Origin of the sequence: Paenibacillus taiwanensis DSM 18679, assembly GCF_000425125.1 — a bacterium.
In the GTDB taxonomy this organism is placed as follows: domain Bacteria; phylum Bacillota; class Bacilli; order Paenibacillales; family Paenibacillaceae; genus Paenibacillus_B; species Paenibacillus_B taiwanensis.
Genome location: NZ_KE384308.1, coordinates 403,208 through 418,917 on the forward strand (window position 1 = coordinate 403,208; position 15,710 = coordinate 418,917).

General features: G+C 45.9%; 12 protein-coding genes and 1 pseudogene. 5 read left to right on the forward strand and 8 right to left on the reverse strand.

Annotated features, from left to right (window positions below):
• The first annotated feature begins 80 nt into the window (after positions 1-80).
• A complete protein-coding gene (locus H509_RS0120115; protein WP_028546661.1) occupies positions 81-977 on the forward strand; it encodes a LysR family transcriptional regulator in 897 nt (298 codons plus the stop codon).
• Positions 978-1,186: 209 nt separating this feature from the next.
• On the opposite strand, the gene H509_RS0120120 is transcribed toward H509_RS0120115, so the two are convergent.
• Positions 1,187-2,074 carry a LysR family transcriptional regulator gene (locus tag H509_RS0120120; protein ID WP_028546662.1) on the reverse strand — a complete coding sequence of 296 codons (888 nt, stop codon included), beginning with the start codon at positions 2,072-2,074 and terminating at the stop codon, positions 1,187-1,189.
• 113 nt (positions 2,075-2,187) lie between these two features.
• Between H509_RS0120120 and H509_RS0120125 the strand changes: the two genes are divergently transcribed.
• Positions 2,188-3,573 carry an MFS transporter gene (locus H509_RS0120125; RefSeq protein ID WP_028546663.1) on the forward strand — a complete coding sequence of 462 codons (1,386 nt, stop codon included), beginning with the start codon at positions 2,188-2,190 and terminating at the stop codon, positions 3,571-3,573.
• A gap of 165 nt (positions 3,574-3,738) precedes the next feature.
• On the opposite strand, the gene H509_RS0120130 is transcribed toward H509_RS0120125, so the two are convergent.
• Positions 3,739-4,410: a CatB-related O-acetyltransferase gene (locus H509_RS0120130; RefSeq protein ID WP_028546664.1), complete on the reverse strand. Its 672-nt coding sequence runs from the start codon at positions 4,408-4,410 to the stop codon at positions 3,739-3,741.
• Positions 4,411-4,646: 236 nt separating this feature from the next.
• Positions 4,647-5,555, reverse strand: a complete 909-nt coding sequence (locus H509_RS0120135) for a Gfo/Idh/MocA family protein (protein WP_028546665.1) — start codon at positions 5,553-5,555, stop codon at positions 4,647-4,649.
• A 172-nt stretch (positions 5,556-5,727) separates the two neighbouring features.
• On the opposite strand from H509_RS0120135, the gene H509_RS0120140 reads away from it, so the two are divergent.
• The 3 genes and pseudogenes from H509_RS0120140 to kamA form a co-directional block, all read left to right on the forward strand.
• The gene (locus H509_RS0120140; RefSeq protein WP_028546666.1) at positions 5,728-6,849 is read left to right on the forward strand and encodes a helix-turn-helix transcriptional regulator; all 1,122 of its coding nucleotides are present in this window, start codon (positions 5,728-5,730) and stop codon (positions 6,847-6,849) included.
• 134 nt (positions 6,850-6,983) lie between these two features.
• On the forward strand, positions 6,984-8,426 hold the full coding sequence (locus H509_RS0120145; RefSeq protein WP_245596203.1) for a sigma-54 interaction domain-containing protein: 1,443 nt from the start codon (positions 6,984-6,986) through the stop codon (positions 8,424-8,426).
• Positions 8,427-8,561: 135 nt separating this feature from the next.
• A pseudogene (gene kamA, locus H509_RS26135) lies at positions 8,562-10,007 on the forward strand (lysine 2,3-aminomutase); the annotation flags it as partial.
• A gap of 227 nt (positions 10,008-10,234) precedes the next feature.
• On the opposite strand, the gene H509_RS0120155 reads toward kamA, so the two are convergent.
• From H509_RS0120155 to H509_RS0120175, 5 genes are all read right to left on the reverse strand, one after another.
• A complete protein-coding gene (locus tag H509_RS0120155; RefSeq protein WP_028546668.1) occupies positions 10,235-11,656 on the reverse strand; it encodes an aldehyde dehydrogenase family protein in 1,422 nt (473 codons plus the stop codon).
• A 20-nt stretch (positions 11,657-11,676) separates the two neighbouring features.
• Positions 11,677-13,041 carry a 4-aminobutyrate--2-oxoglutarate transaminase gene (gene gabT, locus H509_RS0120160; protein WP_028546669.1) on the reverse strand — a complete coding sequence of 455 codons (1,365 nt, stop codon included), beginning with the start codon at positions 13,039-13,041 and terminating at the stop codon, positions 11,677-11,679.
• Positions 13,001-14,314: a peptidase gene (locus tag H509_RS0120165; RefSeq protein WP_028546670.1), complete on the reverse strand. Its 1,314-nt coding sequence runs from the start codon at positions 14,312-14,314 to the stop codon at positions 13,001-13,003. Before H509_RS0120165 ends, gabT begins: the two co-directional genes overlap by 41 nt.
• Before the next feature lie 83 nt (positions 14,315-14,397).
• Complete coding sequence (locus H509_RS0120170) at positions 14,398-15,060, reverse strand: 3-oxoacid CoA-transferase subunit B (protein WP_028546671.1); 663 nt, start codon at positions 15,058-15,060, stop codon at positions 14,398-14,400.
• The gene (locus H509_RS0120175; protein ID WP_245596218.1) at positions 15,027-15,662 is read right to left on the reverse strand and encodes a CoA transferase subunit A; all 636 of its coding nucleotides are present in this window, start codon (positions 15,660-15,662) and stop codon (positions 15,027-15,029) included. The genes H509_RS0120170 and H509_RS0120175 overlap by 34 nt, the downstream gene beginning before the upstream one ends.
• Between the last annotated feature and the right edge of the window lie 48 nt (positions 15,663-15,710).

The window sequence follows — 15,710 nt, forward strand, 5'->3', positions numbered from 1 at the left end:
TTATAACTTGCATTAAGTATATGCCGCATGTTAGCATGAATCAAATTAATGTATTTCATATTATTGATGAGGTATTACTCATGACTATTGCCAGATTTGAAATATTTACAAAAGTAATCGAGCTTGGCAGCTTTACAAAAGCTGCCGCAGCGTTAAACCTGACGCAATCCGCCATTAGCCATGCAGTAGCTGGATTGGAAGCAGAATGGGGTGTCACTTTGCTGCTCCGTGATCGTAAACGAGGATTGCTGCTTACGGAGGTTGGACAGAAGACACTTATCCATATGCAGGATATCGTAAATAGCGTTAATAAGATAAAGCAGGAGCTTGCACTCGTCTCTAATCTGGAAGCAGGCACGATCCGTATAGGCAGCTTCACCAGTGCTTCTTCAGCTTTGCTTCCAAGGCTAATCGCGGAATTCCATCGAAAATATCCGCATATTGAGTTTGTATTTTATGAGGGGACATATGAAGAGATTGAGGAATGGCTTGATACAGGCGTTGTCGATATAGGATTTGTTCTCCAACCGAATGAACATACAACATTCCATACCACTCCTCTAATAAAAGATCGGATGGTAGTTGCATTTGGGGCTGATCATAGATTCCACCAACTCCCCGTGGTCGATATTCAACAATTGGAAAGTGAACCGATGATTATGCCGAAGGGTGTTTATCGTTCACATGTGAATGACCTTTTTGTAGAGGCGGGTTATAAGCCTTGTATTCGTTTCGAGGTGATGGACTGTAATACAATTGCCAATATGGTGCAGGAAGGACTCGGAATTACGATCGGGCCTGAGCTGTTTCTAACAAGTCAATCCGGCATTACAACTCGGCACCTGACGCAATTAAAATGGCGCGGCATTGCATTGGCGTGCCCCTCCCTGCCAAGTGCTGCCCCAGCTGTGCGGGCCTTTTTAGCTATGGCAGAAGATATTTATAAGCCTGCACAGGCAGAGGATAAGACAGTGTAATAAAGTGGCTACGCCTTATCAATATCTTTATGCTTTGGAACTGATGGCCCGATCAATATCATTTATTAAAACATTCTGGGTCTATTTTTCTCAGAAAACGCCGAAAAGTCCTTCAGTATTTGCTGAAGGATTGGTTCTTATACCGATCCAAGTACTGGTTACGCCTGTTAGTGTACGTCAATAGTAATAATAGTAGTTGTCCAGCTTAATTACATTGTCTGATTGGATTTCGCTTCAAAATATTCTACAACTACCTCGCGAAATTCCAGAGCAGCCCGCGAAATGTAACGATCCCTGTGCCACAATAAAGCTATCTCTCGTACCAATTCGTGATTTTCTACTTGGAGATATTTGATATGTTCACGCGCATTTCTTGCCGTGCTTGGTATGAAAGCTATGCCAATTTCGGCTTCCACAAGTGCGCTAAGCCTTGCAGGTTCATCCCCCTCATACACATATTTAGGTACAAATCCAACCGATTTGCATACAGAGTCAATTAAATCACGAGTACCGTAGCCTCTCTTTACTCCAACAAACCATTCATCCCTCAGATCTGTCAAAGATACGCTGCTTCGATCCGACAGCCGATGCCCTTTTGGAACGGCTACAAGGATTGGGTCCATAAATACGATTTGACATTCGATATCATCCCCTACTACAGGAGGCGAAGACAAGCAATAATCAACCTCTCCTCTGTGAAGAAGTGTAACCATTTCCTGCGTGGTCAGCATTTGCACATGAAATTGAATAGAGGGACGCTTTCTCCGAAACTCTCGAAGGATACTGGGTAATGTGCTTGCGGTTGTCACCGCTAATTCAAGTGTACTATGTTCCAACTTGGATAAATCACTAAGCTCCTGCTTCCCCTGTTCCAATTCAAATAAAGCTCTTTCTGCACGACGAAGGAAGCTGCTTCCGTACGCATTCAAGTGCAGCTTTCTTCCGATCCGATCGAATAAGGGTACCCCTAAATCCTCCTCCAAGCGTTGAATCGTTTTGCTGAGTGACGATTGAGTTACATGCAAATTTCGTGCAGCTTCGGTCACATGTTCTAAACGAGCTACCGCGAGAAAATATTGCAATTGAAGAAGCTCCATTTTTCACCTTCCATTCATTCCTTCAAATCTATGTAATTATAACATAAAATGCGTTGGAAGGAATAAATGATTTCAAGTACGATGACATTAATACGCTACTGGAGGGACCAATAATGAGTGTTCGCAGCAGATGGTTAATGATTTCAGTTGGTCTAGGGATACTATTAAACCCATTAAATTCTTCGATGGTTTCTGTTGCTATTCCAAGTCTGCAAAATGTGTTCCAACTTGATTTTACAGGTGTTTCCTGGATTATTTTTTCTTTCTACATTGCAAGCAGCATCGCTCAACCTATCATGGGAAAGGCCAGCGATTTATTCGGTCGTAGGAAGTTATTTCTTGCAGGGCTAGTTGTAGCCTTCATTGCATCATTATTAGCTCCATTATCACCAACCTTTGGCTGGCTCATCGTATTCCGCATTGTACAATCCATCGGAACAAGCATGATGGTTGGGGTTGGAATGGCCATTGTTCGAATTCATATTATGGAGAATCAAGCGTCTGCGCTGTCTGTTTTGTCCACTTTTCTATCGGGAGCAGCAGCAATTGGCCCCTTTATTGGCGGGGTCTTAATTCATTGGTGGGATTGGCCAGCTATCTTTTTCGTTAATATTCCATTTGTGGTGACTAGCTTTCTATTAGCATGGAGGACTATACCTAAGGACGAGCCTTCAACATTAGCTGCACGCAGCATGTCTTTTCGAAAGTGGATTGATTTAATTGATGCACTAGGAATCCTGCTCTTCTCAGTGGGTCTAATTGCCCTACTCGTCGGAATACTCTCAGCCAAATCAAATGGGCATATCTCATTACAAAACGTCATTGTGGGGCTTATTGGCCTCGCTCTGCTGGGGGCATTCGTACGACATGAGTTAAAAGTGACGTCCCCCTTTCTCCCTTTACGCACATTCGCCAAATATCCGGCGATGATTTGGGTTAATGTGGAATTCATGCTCGTTAACGCACTTTATTATTCAGTCTTTTTCGGGCTTCCATCCTACTTGCAATTGGTACGCCACGTCAGCGAGTTCCAAACTGGGATTCTCATGTTAAGCTTAGGCTTGTGCTCACTAGCTACTTCTCCAATAGCAGGACGTTGGATCGATAAATCAGGACCTCGACCAGCATTGCTAGTGTCTGGCATTCTGTTGACATTTGGATCGTTGTGGCTCGTAATATTAAGTCAAACCTCACCAGTTATCAGTGTATGTTTGGCTTTGGCTGCATTCGGTATTAGCAACGGGTTAAACAATGTAGGTATGCAAGCTGTCTTGTTCCAAAGTTGTCCAAAAGAAATAATCGGTGTAGCATCCGGATTATTTAATACATCAAGATACCTTGGAACCATTTTCTCTTCATTATTGACAGGTATCGTCATGGGAGATAAGTTCAACTTCGAGGGATTTCAATTGCTTGGGATTATCCTTACGGTAATGGCATTCTCTTTGGTACTCATGAGTCGGCGCCGCCGGGAGTCAGGGCCATTGCAGGAATTGTAGGTACAGGGTTCACCTAAAATAATAAAACCTCCCATTTAGAGACCTATTAACACTAGGTTCTCATCAAATGGGAGGTTTAATCGATTGTATAGCACTATTGTGCCCGTTAGTTTAATTTGTGATTAGAGTAATCCATCATTCACGTTCTGTACATTCTCATCCTTATTAAAGGAGATCATCATTATATTTTATTTCACTTTGGTAAAAGTCATATAATTGATTAATAGAATGACTTGATAAGATGGGACTGGCTCGTTCAATTATTTCACGTTCCCAATCGAACCAACGCATTTCCTGTAACTTTGCGATTTCATTATCTGTAAAGCGTTTCTTTAGCTCTTTAGCAGGGTTGCCTCCTACTATCGTATATGGCGGGACATCTTTGACAACAACCGATCCTGCGGCAACAATGGCACCTTCACCAATTGTCACTCCAGGCATTATCATTGCATTCATGCCAATCCAGGCATCACTTTCGATAATTGTATCCCCTTTGGGCTCGTAAGAGGTTTCAAGCTGCTCCACAAACGGATACACGGTAATCCATTCAGGATGATGATTGTGGTTTCCACCCATTAAAATAATGACACCACTTGCAATACATACGTAATTTCCAATAATCAATTTATCCATATGCCAACCATAGTCTTCGATCGGGTTAAATAACTTACTTGATGTTTCATCTCCCCAAAGGTATCTAACGCACCCGTCTTCAAAATCATGATTATCGTAATAACCAGAATAGTAAGAGTACTCCCCTACTTCAATCATTGGGTTGGTAACAATATCCTTCAGATACTTAATTTCAGACCAGTGGTTAAATTGATGTTGTTTCATGCTTACTCCTCGCTTCTAAGTAATATCACGCATTTGTTTACTTAGAAGCTTAATGCAGTAGCAACATTTTTGAACCGTTTTAAACGACGAACCATCGCCCTCATCCTATTCCTATTTGATGGGGACATTGTAGCAGACGAGTCATTTCTTCGTCAAATTATACCTCACTGTTCATACTAATCATCCTCTGTTTACGTGACTACCATTAACCTCAAATGACTTAAACCCTTGCAGTCTTATAAGCGGGCAACTAGCTCCTGTGTCATCCGCTCACATATTTCATGTGCTGTTAGTGCAGCTTCTCCACTTGATTCACATGCTGTTCCCTGCTTCACATGCTCTATAAAATGATCAATCATATCTACAAAGCCACGACGATACAGTGTTGTCGTCCAATCTTCAAACTTATGATGATGCTCCTGATTATGCTCAAAAGAAATCGTATTTACCATATTGTGTACAACCAACTTACGTTGATTCCCCGTCATTTCCAAGCGCTCATCGGTTACACCTGTATTACGGTTCATCATCCCGATAGCCGTCGTGCTGCCCTTGTGTAAATTCAGAACAACATAATGAGCCTTTTGTTGCTCTAGCTTCGCTTTAACCGACACTTCGATTGGTTCACCTGCAAAATAAACAAGCGTATCTACAACATGAATAAAATCGTCAAATAAAGTTGTTCTTAAATCAGACAGTGGGCCTGTACGGTTTTTTTGTAGAAAAATAGTCTCCGGTTCTTTTATGTGCTGCTTTACATCCCGATACATAGGGGCAAACCTACGATTAAATCCGACCATGAGCTTGACATCGCGCTGCTTCGCATACGACACAACTTGTTCCGCTTCACTTAATGTGTAGGCAATCGGCTTGTCCACAAATACATGAACTCCTGCGCTGACCAATTGCTTCACTATTTCTGGATGAGACTTCGTTGCCGTATGTACAAATGCTGCCTCAATACCAGATGCAATCAAATCGCTGACAGAAGTGTAGGCTTGTTTGATCCGATACTGCTGCGCTGCTTGATGAACAGCCGTTTGGTTACGACTTGTAATAGACAATTCTATGTCCTGCCTCGTAGCCAATATAGGTAAATAGGCTTTGGAGGCGATATCCCCAATTCCGATCATCCCCATTTTCATCGTAATCACCCTCCGATTAATAGCGTTGTCTCAGCTTTATGAGCTTATGTTCAGTATAGCAGATTTAATCTACTTCACTCCCCCGTCCCTATACGTTCCTTCCGTGAAGAAGGTGACTTTCCTGGTTCGGTCCATTACACTAACGGTAATGATAAATTAGGAGCAGACCACTATGAATGTAAAGATAGATTCGTTCAAACATCTTGTGAAGAGGCTGGCAGGTGATGGTGCTACATCGTATGCATTCAGAACGGCTTTAATCAGTCGTCTCCGTGAGATCATTCCTTTTGATGCCGCCTGTTTTACCGCGGTAGACCCACAAACTTTACTATCTACGGGTGCGGTGACCGAAGAGGGTGTAGAGGCTATTCATCAGCGCCTATTTGAATATGAATATGTGCAGGCGGACTTTAACACCTATACTCAATTAGTAGAGTCGGATATATCCGTTGCTACATTAAGCGGTGCAACTGACGGACAACTGGAACGCAGTGCACGCTATCGCCACGTGCTACAGCCAGCGGGCTTTCAAGATGAGCTGCGAGCAGCGTTAGTTTATGATAAAGCATGCTGGGGATACTTGACCTTATTTCGCAAGCAAGGAAGCGCCTTGTTCACAGCACTTGATCGTGATTTTGTATCTGAACTGGTCCCCATTATTGCCTATCAGTTGCGAGCTATTCATCTTTCTTTGCCGGCTGAGGACAAGGTCTGGGTAGAGGAAGGACCAGGTATTGTAGTACTTTCCGATCAACTTGACATTATTTCGCACAACGATGCTGCGGTGTATTGGCTTCATCTGCTGAGACAATGGGAACACGTAACAAGCCACGTTATTCCGCGGCCGATTCAAGCTGTATGTACGCGTGCTTTAGCAGATTCAGCTGCAAGCGCTAAAGGTGCTGAAAGTGCCGGACATTCCTCACTAGCTAAAGTATGCTTACGTATTCCCGACGGGCATTATGTGACCATTCAAGCTAGCCGCCTTAACGGTCCGGCAGAGACAACCCAGCTCGCCGTTTGGATAAGTGCTGCTTCTCCCAATGACATGCTGCCCTATTTGTCTGAAGCTTATGGATTATCTGAGCGCGAAAAGCAGATTCTCGCTTGTGTTGTTAAGGGACTCTCTACGAAACAATTGGCCGAATCCCTTCACATTTCAGCCTATACCGTGCAGGACCACCTCAAGTCCATTTTTATTAAAACAGGCGTAACGAGCCGTAGAGAATTGTTATGGCGCTTGTTCTCGCGATTCCACGTATACGATACACCCGACACTACACATTTAAAATAACAAATAAGGGAGTGACATCTATTCGAGCAATCGAGATGTCACTCTTTTTCTAAGGCGAAATGGTAGGGGTAAATGACGCGGCTTCCGCATATTCATAGAATGATCGCTATTTTGTACAGGCAGGTGAGTGGATGTTGGAACGCAGCATGGAATCTACACATTTAGAATGGATTATTAATCGGATTGATGTCGGGGTTCATCTTCTGGATCAAGAAGGGATCACCATCCTTTATAATGACAAAATGGCCGAGATCGACGGTCTAAACCGGACGCAAGTCATTGGAAAAAGTGTGTTTGACCTGTATCCCTCTCTGACGCATGAGACAAGCACGTTAATTAAGGTCCTTCGCACAGGAAAAGAAATTGCCGAGCACATCCAAACCTACGTAAATGTATCGGGCAAAAGAATTACAACCGTAAACAGCACCTTTCCATTGGTGAAACATAATCATATCGTTGGTGCGCTGGAAGTGGCCAAAGATATTACGAGCATCGTGCAGCTCCATGACCAGATTCTCGATCTGCGGCATCAGCTTTACAGAGCCCAACAGCACGAACAACGCCGCACAGGAGCCGCCCGTTATCACTTTAGTGATCTTATCGGACAAAGCCCCTTATTTTTAGAAGCGCTTCATATTGCCAAAAAGGCAGCACGTACCAATTCTTCCGTCTTTATATGTGGTGCAACAGGAACAGGCAAAGAGCTGATTGCTCAAAGCATCCACAATGCAGGGATTCGTCGGGATAAGCCCTTTATTGCACAAAATTGCGCGGCGGTTCCCGGGGAACTCATGGAGGGATTAATGTTTGGAACTACCCGTGGAGCCTTTACGGGTGCTATTGACAGGCCAGGTTTGTTCGAGCAGGCAAACGGCGGCACGTTATTTTTGGATGAGTTGAACAGCCTTGATCTGTATCTCCAGGCCAAGCTGCTGCGCGTCTTACAAGATGGAATTGTGCGACGAATCGGGGGAACGACTGAACAACAAGTTCATATCCGTATTATCGCCGCTATGAATATGGAGCCGAAGGAAGCGCTGGAGAAAGGCATATTACGATCCGATTTATTTTATCGCCTGCACGTCGTTCATATCCACCTGCCCTCATTAAGTCAACGACAAGAAGATATTCAACTGCTTGTTCAGCATTATATCGAAGCGTTTAATCCCCTATTCGGATTAAAAGTGTCAACGATTAGCACTGCCGCGCTAAAACAATTGGAAGCCTACCTTTGGCCAGGAAATATTAGAGAGTTAAAGCATGTTATTGAATCTGCCTTTAATATGATGGAGCTGCACGATGAGCAGATTGAGGTGTCCCACCTGCCGCCTTATTTGCATTATGCTGCTGTCGAACGTCTCGAGCATCAGACTTTACTTATGACACCTGTTGCGGAATTGCCCGCACGCAGCGCTACTTTGCCTGCTATGCTGGAAAAGTACGAGCGTGAGGCGATTCAAGCCGCGATGGACAGCCATCAGCATAATATTACACTAGCTGCCCAAGCTTTAGGCATCAAGCGGCAAGCACTACAATATAAGCTGACCCGCTATGGGATTAGCCGCAGGCCAGAATAGATTAGGAGAGGAGCAATCACATTTCATAACAATTGTTATAAAAAATACGCGTCTGCCTTCCACTTGGCATCGTTCTTGCTTCTTGTATAGAGCAGCAATATAGACAAGAACCATCATTATCGGAGGTGCGGACTAATGGAACTTCAGAACGATCTCACACCAGATGAAATACATGCAATTCCGCTTAGCAGCAAGCGGCACTGGAAACAAATCGAGTTGTGGAAAGATGTACCCGAGGAGAAATGGAATGACTGGTTATGGCAGTTAACAAATACGATACGTTCATTGGAAGATCTGAAGCAGGTTGTCAATCTGACACCTGATGAAGAGGAAGGTGTTCGTATTTCTACTCGCACCATTCCTTTAAATATTACACCCTACTATGCAGCACTAATGCATCCCGATGATCCGCGCTGCCCGATTCGGCTGCAATCGGTACCTGTTTCGGCTGAAATCATGAAAACAAGATACGATCTGGAAGACCCGCTGTACGAAGATGAGGATTCCCCTACTCCAGGTCTCACTCATCGCTACCCTGATCGTGTGCTGTTCCTCGTTACCAATCAATGTTCCATGTACTGCCGTTACTGTACGCGGCGTCGCTTTTCTGGCCAAGTGGGTATGGGCGTACCTAAGAAACAAATGGACGACGCCATTGCGTATATTAGAAATACACCGGAAGTACGGGATGTGCTGTTGTCCGGTGGAGACGGGCTGCTAATAAATGATCAAATTTTAGAATATATATTAAAAAATTTGCGTGAGATCCCTCACGTTGAAATTATCCGTATTGGAACACGGGCGCCCGTCGTCTTCCCGCAGCGAATTACCGAAAATTTATGCAACATTTTAAAGAAGTATCATCCCATATGGGTAAATACGCATTTTAATCATCCCTTAGAGATTACTGCCGAAGCAAAACTTGCCTGTGAGATGCTCGCTAACGCTGGTGTTCCACTTGGCAATCAAGCGGTTATTTTGGCCGGTATCAACGACAGCACTCAAATTATGAAGAAACTGATGCATGACCTGGTTAAAATACGTGTGCGACCTTATTACATTTATCAATGCGATTTGTCGGAAGGCATCGGACATTTTCGTGCCCCAGTCTCTAAAGGGCTGGAAATTATTGAAGCACTTCGCGGGCATACGAGCGGATATGCGGTGCCTACTTTTGTGGTCGATGCCCCTGGAGGTGGCGGCAAAATTGCACTACAGCCAAATTATTTGCTTTCGCAAAGCCAAGATAAAGTCATTCTGCGAAATTATGAAGGCGTTATCGTAGGGTATCCTGAGCCTAAATCGTACGTACCAGGACGTGCAGACGAGTATTTTAACGAAATTTACGAGCTTGGTCAGGCCCCTGAGAGCACTGGCATCATTGCTTTAATGAAGGATGAGAAATTTAATCTGGTGCCGGAAAATTTGCGGCGCATCGGCCGACGCCAAACTTATCAGGAATCTCCTGAACATATGTCGTTAAAGGACAAACGTCAAAAGCGCGACGAGATGAAGCAAAAACTAATTGACAGCAAGGATGCAAAATATCGCTCTGTTGAGGCTAATAAACAACAAGACGGAAAGCCTATAAGCGCTCTTGAGCATCACGATACTGAAAGTAAAAATACTGAGACTAATCGGGCTAACAGTAGTCATGCTGAGATCAACCGTACGGATGGCAGTTCTCCGAAGGTTAATGATAAATAAAATCAGGAGCACAAAATTTCCAACTACAAAAAAGAGCAGGTGGACGCGGGACTTCCCTCGCGTCCACCTGCTCTTTTAGTCTAATAAGTATACGTACATATTTAGTCCTTTTTAAAACAGATAAGCTTTAATTCCGTAAATTGCTCGGTTGCATACTTCACGCCTTCGCGTCCGATTCCACTGTCCTTCACCCCTCCATAGGGCATATGGTCTACACGAAACGTAGGAATATCGTTAATCATTACGCCTCCGACCTCAAGTCGTTCGGCTGCCGCTAATGCGGTGCTAATGTCATTGGTGTAAATACCCGCCTGTAATCCATAACGAGAATCGTTCACTGCCTGAATCGCTTCTTCCATTGAAGACACGCGGTTAATAAGAACTACAGGGGCAAACGCTTCGCTGCACGAAATTTGAGCACTCGCGTCAACATGTAATAACACCGTGGGGTGAACCACGTTGTCTTGGTGAACGCCGCCAGTGGCCACTTCCGCACCTAATCGCTTCGCCTCCGCTATCCATGCGAGTGACCGTTCAACATCTTTTCGAGCAATTAAGGCGGATACATCCGTGTGCGGATCAAGAGGATCGCCAACATGCAGCATCTCCGTACACGCCACAAATTTCTCAACAAAAGTATTGTACAGCTGTTCATGCACATAAATTCGCTGCAAGGAAATACATACTTGACCCGAGTTGGAAAATGCGCCAGTGACCGCTCTGCTAATCATTTTATCTAGCTGAACCCCCTGATCCACAATTAAAGCCGCATTAGAACCAAGCTCAAGCGTAACTTTTTTCAAACCTGCCTTACTGCGAATTCCAATTCCAACCTCAGGGCTGCCCGTGAATGACACTGCTTTGACCCGTTCATCCTGAACAAGAATATCGCCAATAAGGCTCCCACTTCCCGTCACTACGTTTAACGCTCCGGCAGGCAGCCCCGCTTCCTCAAATAGTTCGGCTATTAACAAGGCACTCAGTGGTGTTTGCCCAGCTGGTTTCAGTACCACCGTGTTCCCCGCCGCAAGCGCAGGTCCTACTTTATGTGCAACCAAATTCATCGGGAAGTTAAACGGCGTAATCGCAGCAACGATGCCTAACGGCTGGCGTATCGTATACGCGATACGCCCCTCTCCACCTGGTGCAGCGTCCAGCGGGATCGTTTCCCCATGAATTCGCCGTGTTTCCTCTGCCGCTAATTGATAGGTCATCACCGTGCGCTCGACTTCCGCACGTGCAGCTTTTAGCGGCTTAGCAGCTTCCAGCGCAATAAGATGGGCACATTCGTCTGCCCGCTCGCTTAGCAAAGCCGCTACCTTCCCTAATATAGAAGCGCGTTCATGCGCTGGCATACGTGCCATTGTTGGTGAAGCATGCGCTGCCGCAGCAATCGCTTGCTTCACCTCTGCTTCGTTTGCATAAGCGACTTCAGCAATCTTGAAACCATCGTAAGGAGCATGCAAGGGTCGATATTCCGCTGCCTCTACCCAGCTTCCCTTTATATACAAATGCTTTCTCATCTCGATCCCTCCTTCCTCCATTATGCGCCATTATGTGTCTGGATGCACGTTCGGATCGATGCTTCAACAACGTCAAGCGCTTCTTCCATCTGTTCAATCGTTATAACAAGTGGACTTAATAAGCGGATGACGTTCCCATGCAAGCCAGCGCTCATAATTAATACCCCCCGCTGATGGGCGAGCTGGATAATGCGCTGAGTTAAGGCTTTATCGGGCCGTTTACTGTGCGGGTCGGAAACGATCTCAAGCGCACTCATAGCGCCAAGAGACCTTACATCACCAATGGATGGAAACTCCTGCTGGAGCTTCCTAAATCGATCTTCAAACAAGCTGCCTATACGTACGGCTTGAGCACACCAATCCTCCGTTTCCATCAATTCAATCACTTTAAGTGCCGCTACGCATCCAAGCGGACTGCCGCCGTACGTGCCTCCAATTTCACCGATGCCAGGCGCATCCATTATCGATGCTCTACCTGTTACTGCACTAAGTGGAAGCCCCGCAGCAATCGACTTGGACATCGTCATAAGATCAGGAACAACATCGTAATGCTCAATGCCAAACCGTCTACCCGTACGACCAAACCCTGTTTGTACCTCATCGGCAATAAATAAAATGCCATAACGCTCACAAATTGCCTTCACGCCTTGCACAAACCGAGCAGAAGGAATTATAAATCCCCCCTCCCCTTGTACAGGCTCCATAATGATAGCGGCTATGTCTTCGCCTGGTACCTCCGCCAAAAAGAAATCCTCATATCTAGCTAGCAGCGCATCATCCCACTCATTAGCTGTCATGCCTTCGGGAGCACGATAATAGTATGGATAAGGCAGCTTATATACCTCAGGAACAAATGGGCCAAATCCGTTTTTATAAGGTTTTACTTTGCTAGTTAGTGACATCGCCATATAGGTTCTGCCATGAAATCCTCGTTCAAAAGAAACAATTCCGCGACGGCCCGTATATTTGCGTGCAATTTTGATTGCGTTTTCAACCGCCTCAGCCCCACTCGTCAAAAAGAAAGATTTCTTAGGATGGTCACCGGGTGTAATTCGATTTAAGGCTTCCGCTAGTGCAATATAAGGCTCATACATCGTGACATGGAAACAGGGATGTATATATTTATCCAGTTGATCCTTAAGAGCGGCAACCACTTGCGGCGGACAGTGTCCTGCATTTAGCGTTCCGATTGCACCTGCCAAATCAATAAACGTGTTGCCATCCACATCAGTTAACAGCGCCCCTTTGCCCGATGCAGCAAACGTTGGCACCGTGTTAAAGGGCCCTTGAGGAACGTGCTCTTGCCTTCGTAGCAGCAGCTTCTGGGCAAGCGGACCTGGAAGTTCAGTCTTGAGGCTGATATGTGTCGTGCGTGTCGGTTTCATCTTGAATTACCTCCATTCCACACCATTGGATCAGCGTCATAGCGACCACTTCAGCCGCCGTAAATACGTCATCCAGCACGATGTATTCATTTGGATAATGCGCTGCCTCGGTAACACCAGGACCAAAAACAATACAAGGTGTATCGGCAAGCTTCGTCAGCAATCCGCCATCCGTTCCCCACGGAGACGCTTCCACTTTAGGCTCATGTCCAACCGTCGCATAATACTCGTTCCTTAGAACACGTGCAAACTCGTGATCTGGATCAACATCTCCTGGTATCCAGCGTGCGCCGAACCATTCCACTTTCGGAGGATGCTCTAACAACCAGGCATCATGCTTTGCCATTTCACCTATCCACTCCACCATTTCTCGTTTAGCATCATCCAGGGATTCATATGGCGCAACCCCCATTCGCCCTTCCAGCACAACCGTATCCGGTACAGATGAAGGCCAATTCCCCCCCTGAATGATACCTACATTAATCGGAACCGGAATGGGGTTATCTGCGTACAACGGATCTGTAATTCGGCTATTTCTATGGTGTTCCAGCCCTTGAAGCCCTTGCACAACTAGCATACTTTTTTCAATCGCACTAACACCTTCATATCTTGTGCCCCCATGCGCCGCTCTTCCTGTCACCGTAATTCGGAACCACATCGAACCTTGTTGTTTAGTAAAAATACGTAAATTAGTCGGTTCTGGTATTAAAGCAGCATCCGCTTTGTATCCCTTTACTATCGCTGCAAGTGTTCCCGCTCCGCCGCTCTCTTCCTCAATGACACTTTGAAAAATAACGTCACCCTGCAAACTTATGCCAAGCTCCTTGATAGCCTGTAAGGCAAGCAATAAAGAAACGGTCCCCCCCTTCATATCGGAAGCTCCCCTTCCATATAGCTTGCCTTCTTCTTTGATCCCGCCGAAGGGATCGTGCCGCCAATCGTCCACATTCCCTTCTGGTACGACATCGATATGCCCATTTAACAAAATAGAACGCCCATTTCCAGTTCCCTTCATTTTGGCAACGATGTTCGGACTCCCCGTGAACGATTGGCGAGGGGAATAAAAGTATTCGTGCTCCGCCAACTGAGTGCCATCTGGCTCCCAGATTTCAACTTCCAGTTGCAGACTCTGGAGATGCGTCGCAATGAGCTGCTGCGCTGCTGCTTCTGCGCCCGCTTTGCTTGGACAGCGAACTAACTGCTGTAGCAGGCATGTGCCTGCATCACGATGAGCCAGCAGCCAATTGTGAATAAGCTGCCTCACGTTCGAAATGGACATTTGTGCCGTTCTCCTCCCTTGCCATGCAATAAAAATGGGTCTGTACTAGCTCGTTCGTGCATTGCGGCCTTGTACAGCTAAGGAATCGTGATCATCTGTTCCGCCAGACTTACACGCGCATCTGTGTGATGAATGACTTGCTCCGCTGTGTACGGCGCCATGATCTCACAGAGAATGAGCCCTTCAGCCCCAACTCGAAAAACAGCCATATCCGTAATAATGAGATTTACACAGGCTGGAGCGGTGAGCGGCAGCGTACATTGTGACTTCAGCTTTGATTCGCCCGCATGATTCAGATGGTTCATCAACACAACCACTTGCCTTGCCTTTTGTGCCAGTTCCATCGCCCCTCCAATACCTGGAACCCTTCGCCCTGGTACGATCCAGTTTGCCAAATCGCCGCGTTCACTTACTTCTAATGCACCAAGAATCGTCATGTCGATCCTGCCTGTACGGATCATGGCAAAAGCCGTCGCGCTGTCACAATAGGCGCCGCCTTTGGCAAGACTGATCGGATAACCTCCCGCATTACACAAATAAGGGTCTTCTTTGCCCGGAGCAGGTGTCGGCCCTGAGCCGAGAATACCGTTCTCGGCATGAATAAGGACGTGCACATCCGCTTTTATATAATCGGGAACAAGCGTTGGGATACCAATTCCCAAATTAACAACCATACCGTCACTTACTTCTTGTGCAGCCCTTCTCGCTATTCGGCAGCGGACGTCTTCTCCCATACCCATTTCCACGGCACCCCTTCGCTTTGTATAACCATATCTACAAATATACCGGGTGTCACAATGAGCTCCGGATCAAGCTCCCCGGGTGCCACGATTTCATCTGCTTCGGCAATTGTAAATATGCCAGCCATCGCAACTAACGGATTAAAATTACGACCACTCTTGTCATAGACGAGATTGCCCAAATGATCCGCTCGTTTGGCGTGTACTATCGCAATATCAGCGGTTAGCGCTGGCTCCACAATGTATGAGGCACCCGCCAATGTATATTGACGTTTACCTTCCGCCACTATCGTTCCTAACCCTACATCCACTAAAATGCCGCCTAGTCCAACTCCGCCTGCACGTATCTTTTCAGCCAATGTTCCTTGTGGATAAAATTCGACTTCCAACGTACCTGCTGTCATCATGAAACCAGCATTCGGATTAGAACCAATGTGTGAAGCGATCACTTTTTTGGCTCGACCTGCCGTTACGAGCTTTCCGATACCTATATCTGGAAATCCAGTGTCATTTCCGATGAGGATGAGATCCCGAATCCCTTTTTCCAAAATGCCCTTCACAATCGTAGGCGGTGTACCTACACCTCCGAAGCCTCCATACATTAACGTGCTTCCATCTTGGATGTGAGACAGTGCCGCTACCAAAGTTCC

Bases quoted from the DNA above. Each gene is read 5' to 3' on its own strand.
- gabT (WP_028546669.1), bottom strand. From the start codon at position 13,041: ATGAAACCGACACGCACGACACATATCAGCCTCAAGACTGAACTTCCA.
- H509_RS0120175 (WP_245596218.1), bottom strand. From the start codon at position 15,662: ATGTATGGAGGCTTCGGAGGTGTAGGTACACCGCCTACGATTGTGAAG.
- H509_RS0120140 (WP_028546666.1), top strand. From the start codon at position 5,728: ATGAATGTAAAGATAGATTCGTTCAAACATCTTGTGAAGAGGCTGGCA.
- H509_RS0120155 (WP_028546668.1), bottom strand. From the start codon at position 11,656: ATGAGAAAGCATTTGTATATAAAGGGAAGCTGGGTAGAGGCAGCGGAA.
- H509_RS0120130 (WP_028546664.1), bottom strand. From the start codon at position 4,410: ATGAAACAACATCAATTTAACCACTGGTCTGAAATTAAGTATCTGAAG.
- H509_RS0120170 (WP_028546671.1), bottom strand. From the start codon at position 15,060: ATGGGTATGGGAGAAGACGTCCGCTGCCGAATAGCGAGAAGGGCTGCA.
- H509_RS0120135 (WP_028546665.1), bottom strand. From the start codon at position 5,555: ATGAAAATGGGGATGATCGGAATTGGGGATATCGCCTCCAAAGCCTAT.
- H509_RS0120115 (WP_028546661.1), top strand. From the start codon at position 81: ATGACTATTGCCAGATTTGAAATATTTACAAAAGTAATCGAGCTTGGC.
- H509_RS0120125 (WP_028546663.1), top strand. From the start codon at position 2,188: ATGAGTGTTCGCAGCAGATGGTTAATGATTTCAGTTGGTCTAGGGATA.
- H509_RS0120120 (WP_028546662.1), bottom strand. From the start codon at position 2,074: ATGGAGCTTCTTCAATTGCAATATTTTCTCGCGGTAGCTCGTTTAGAA.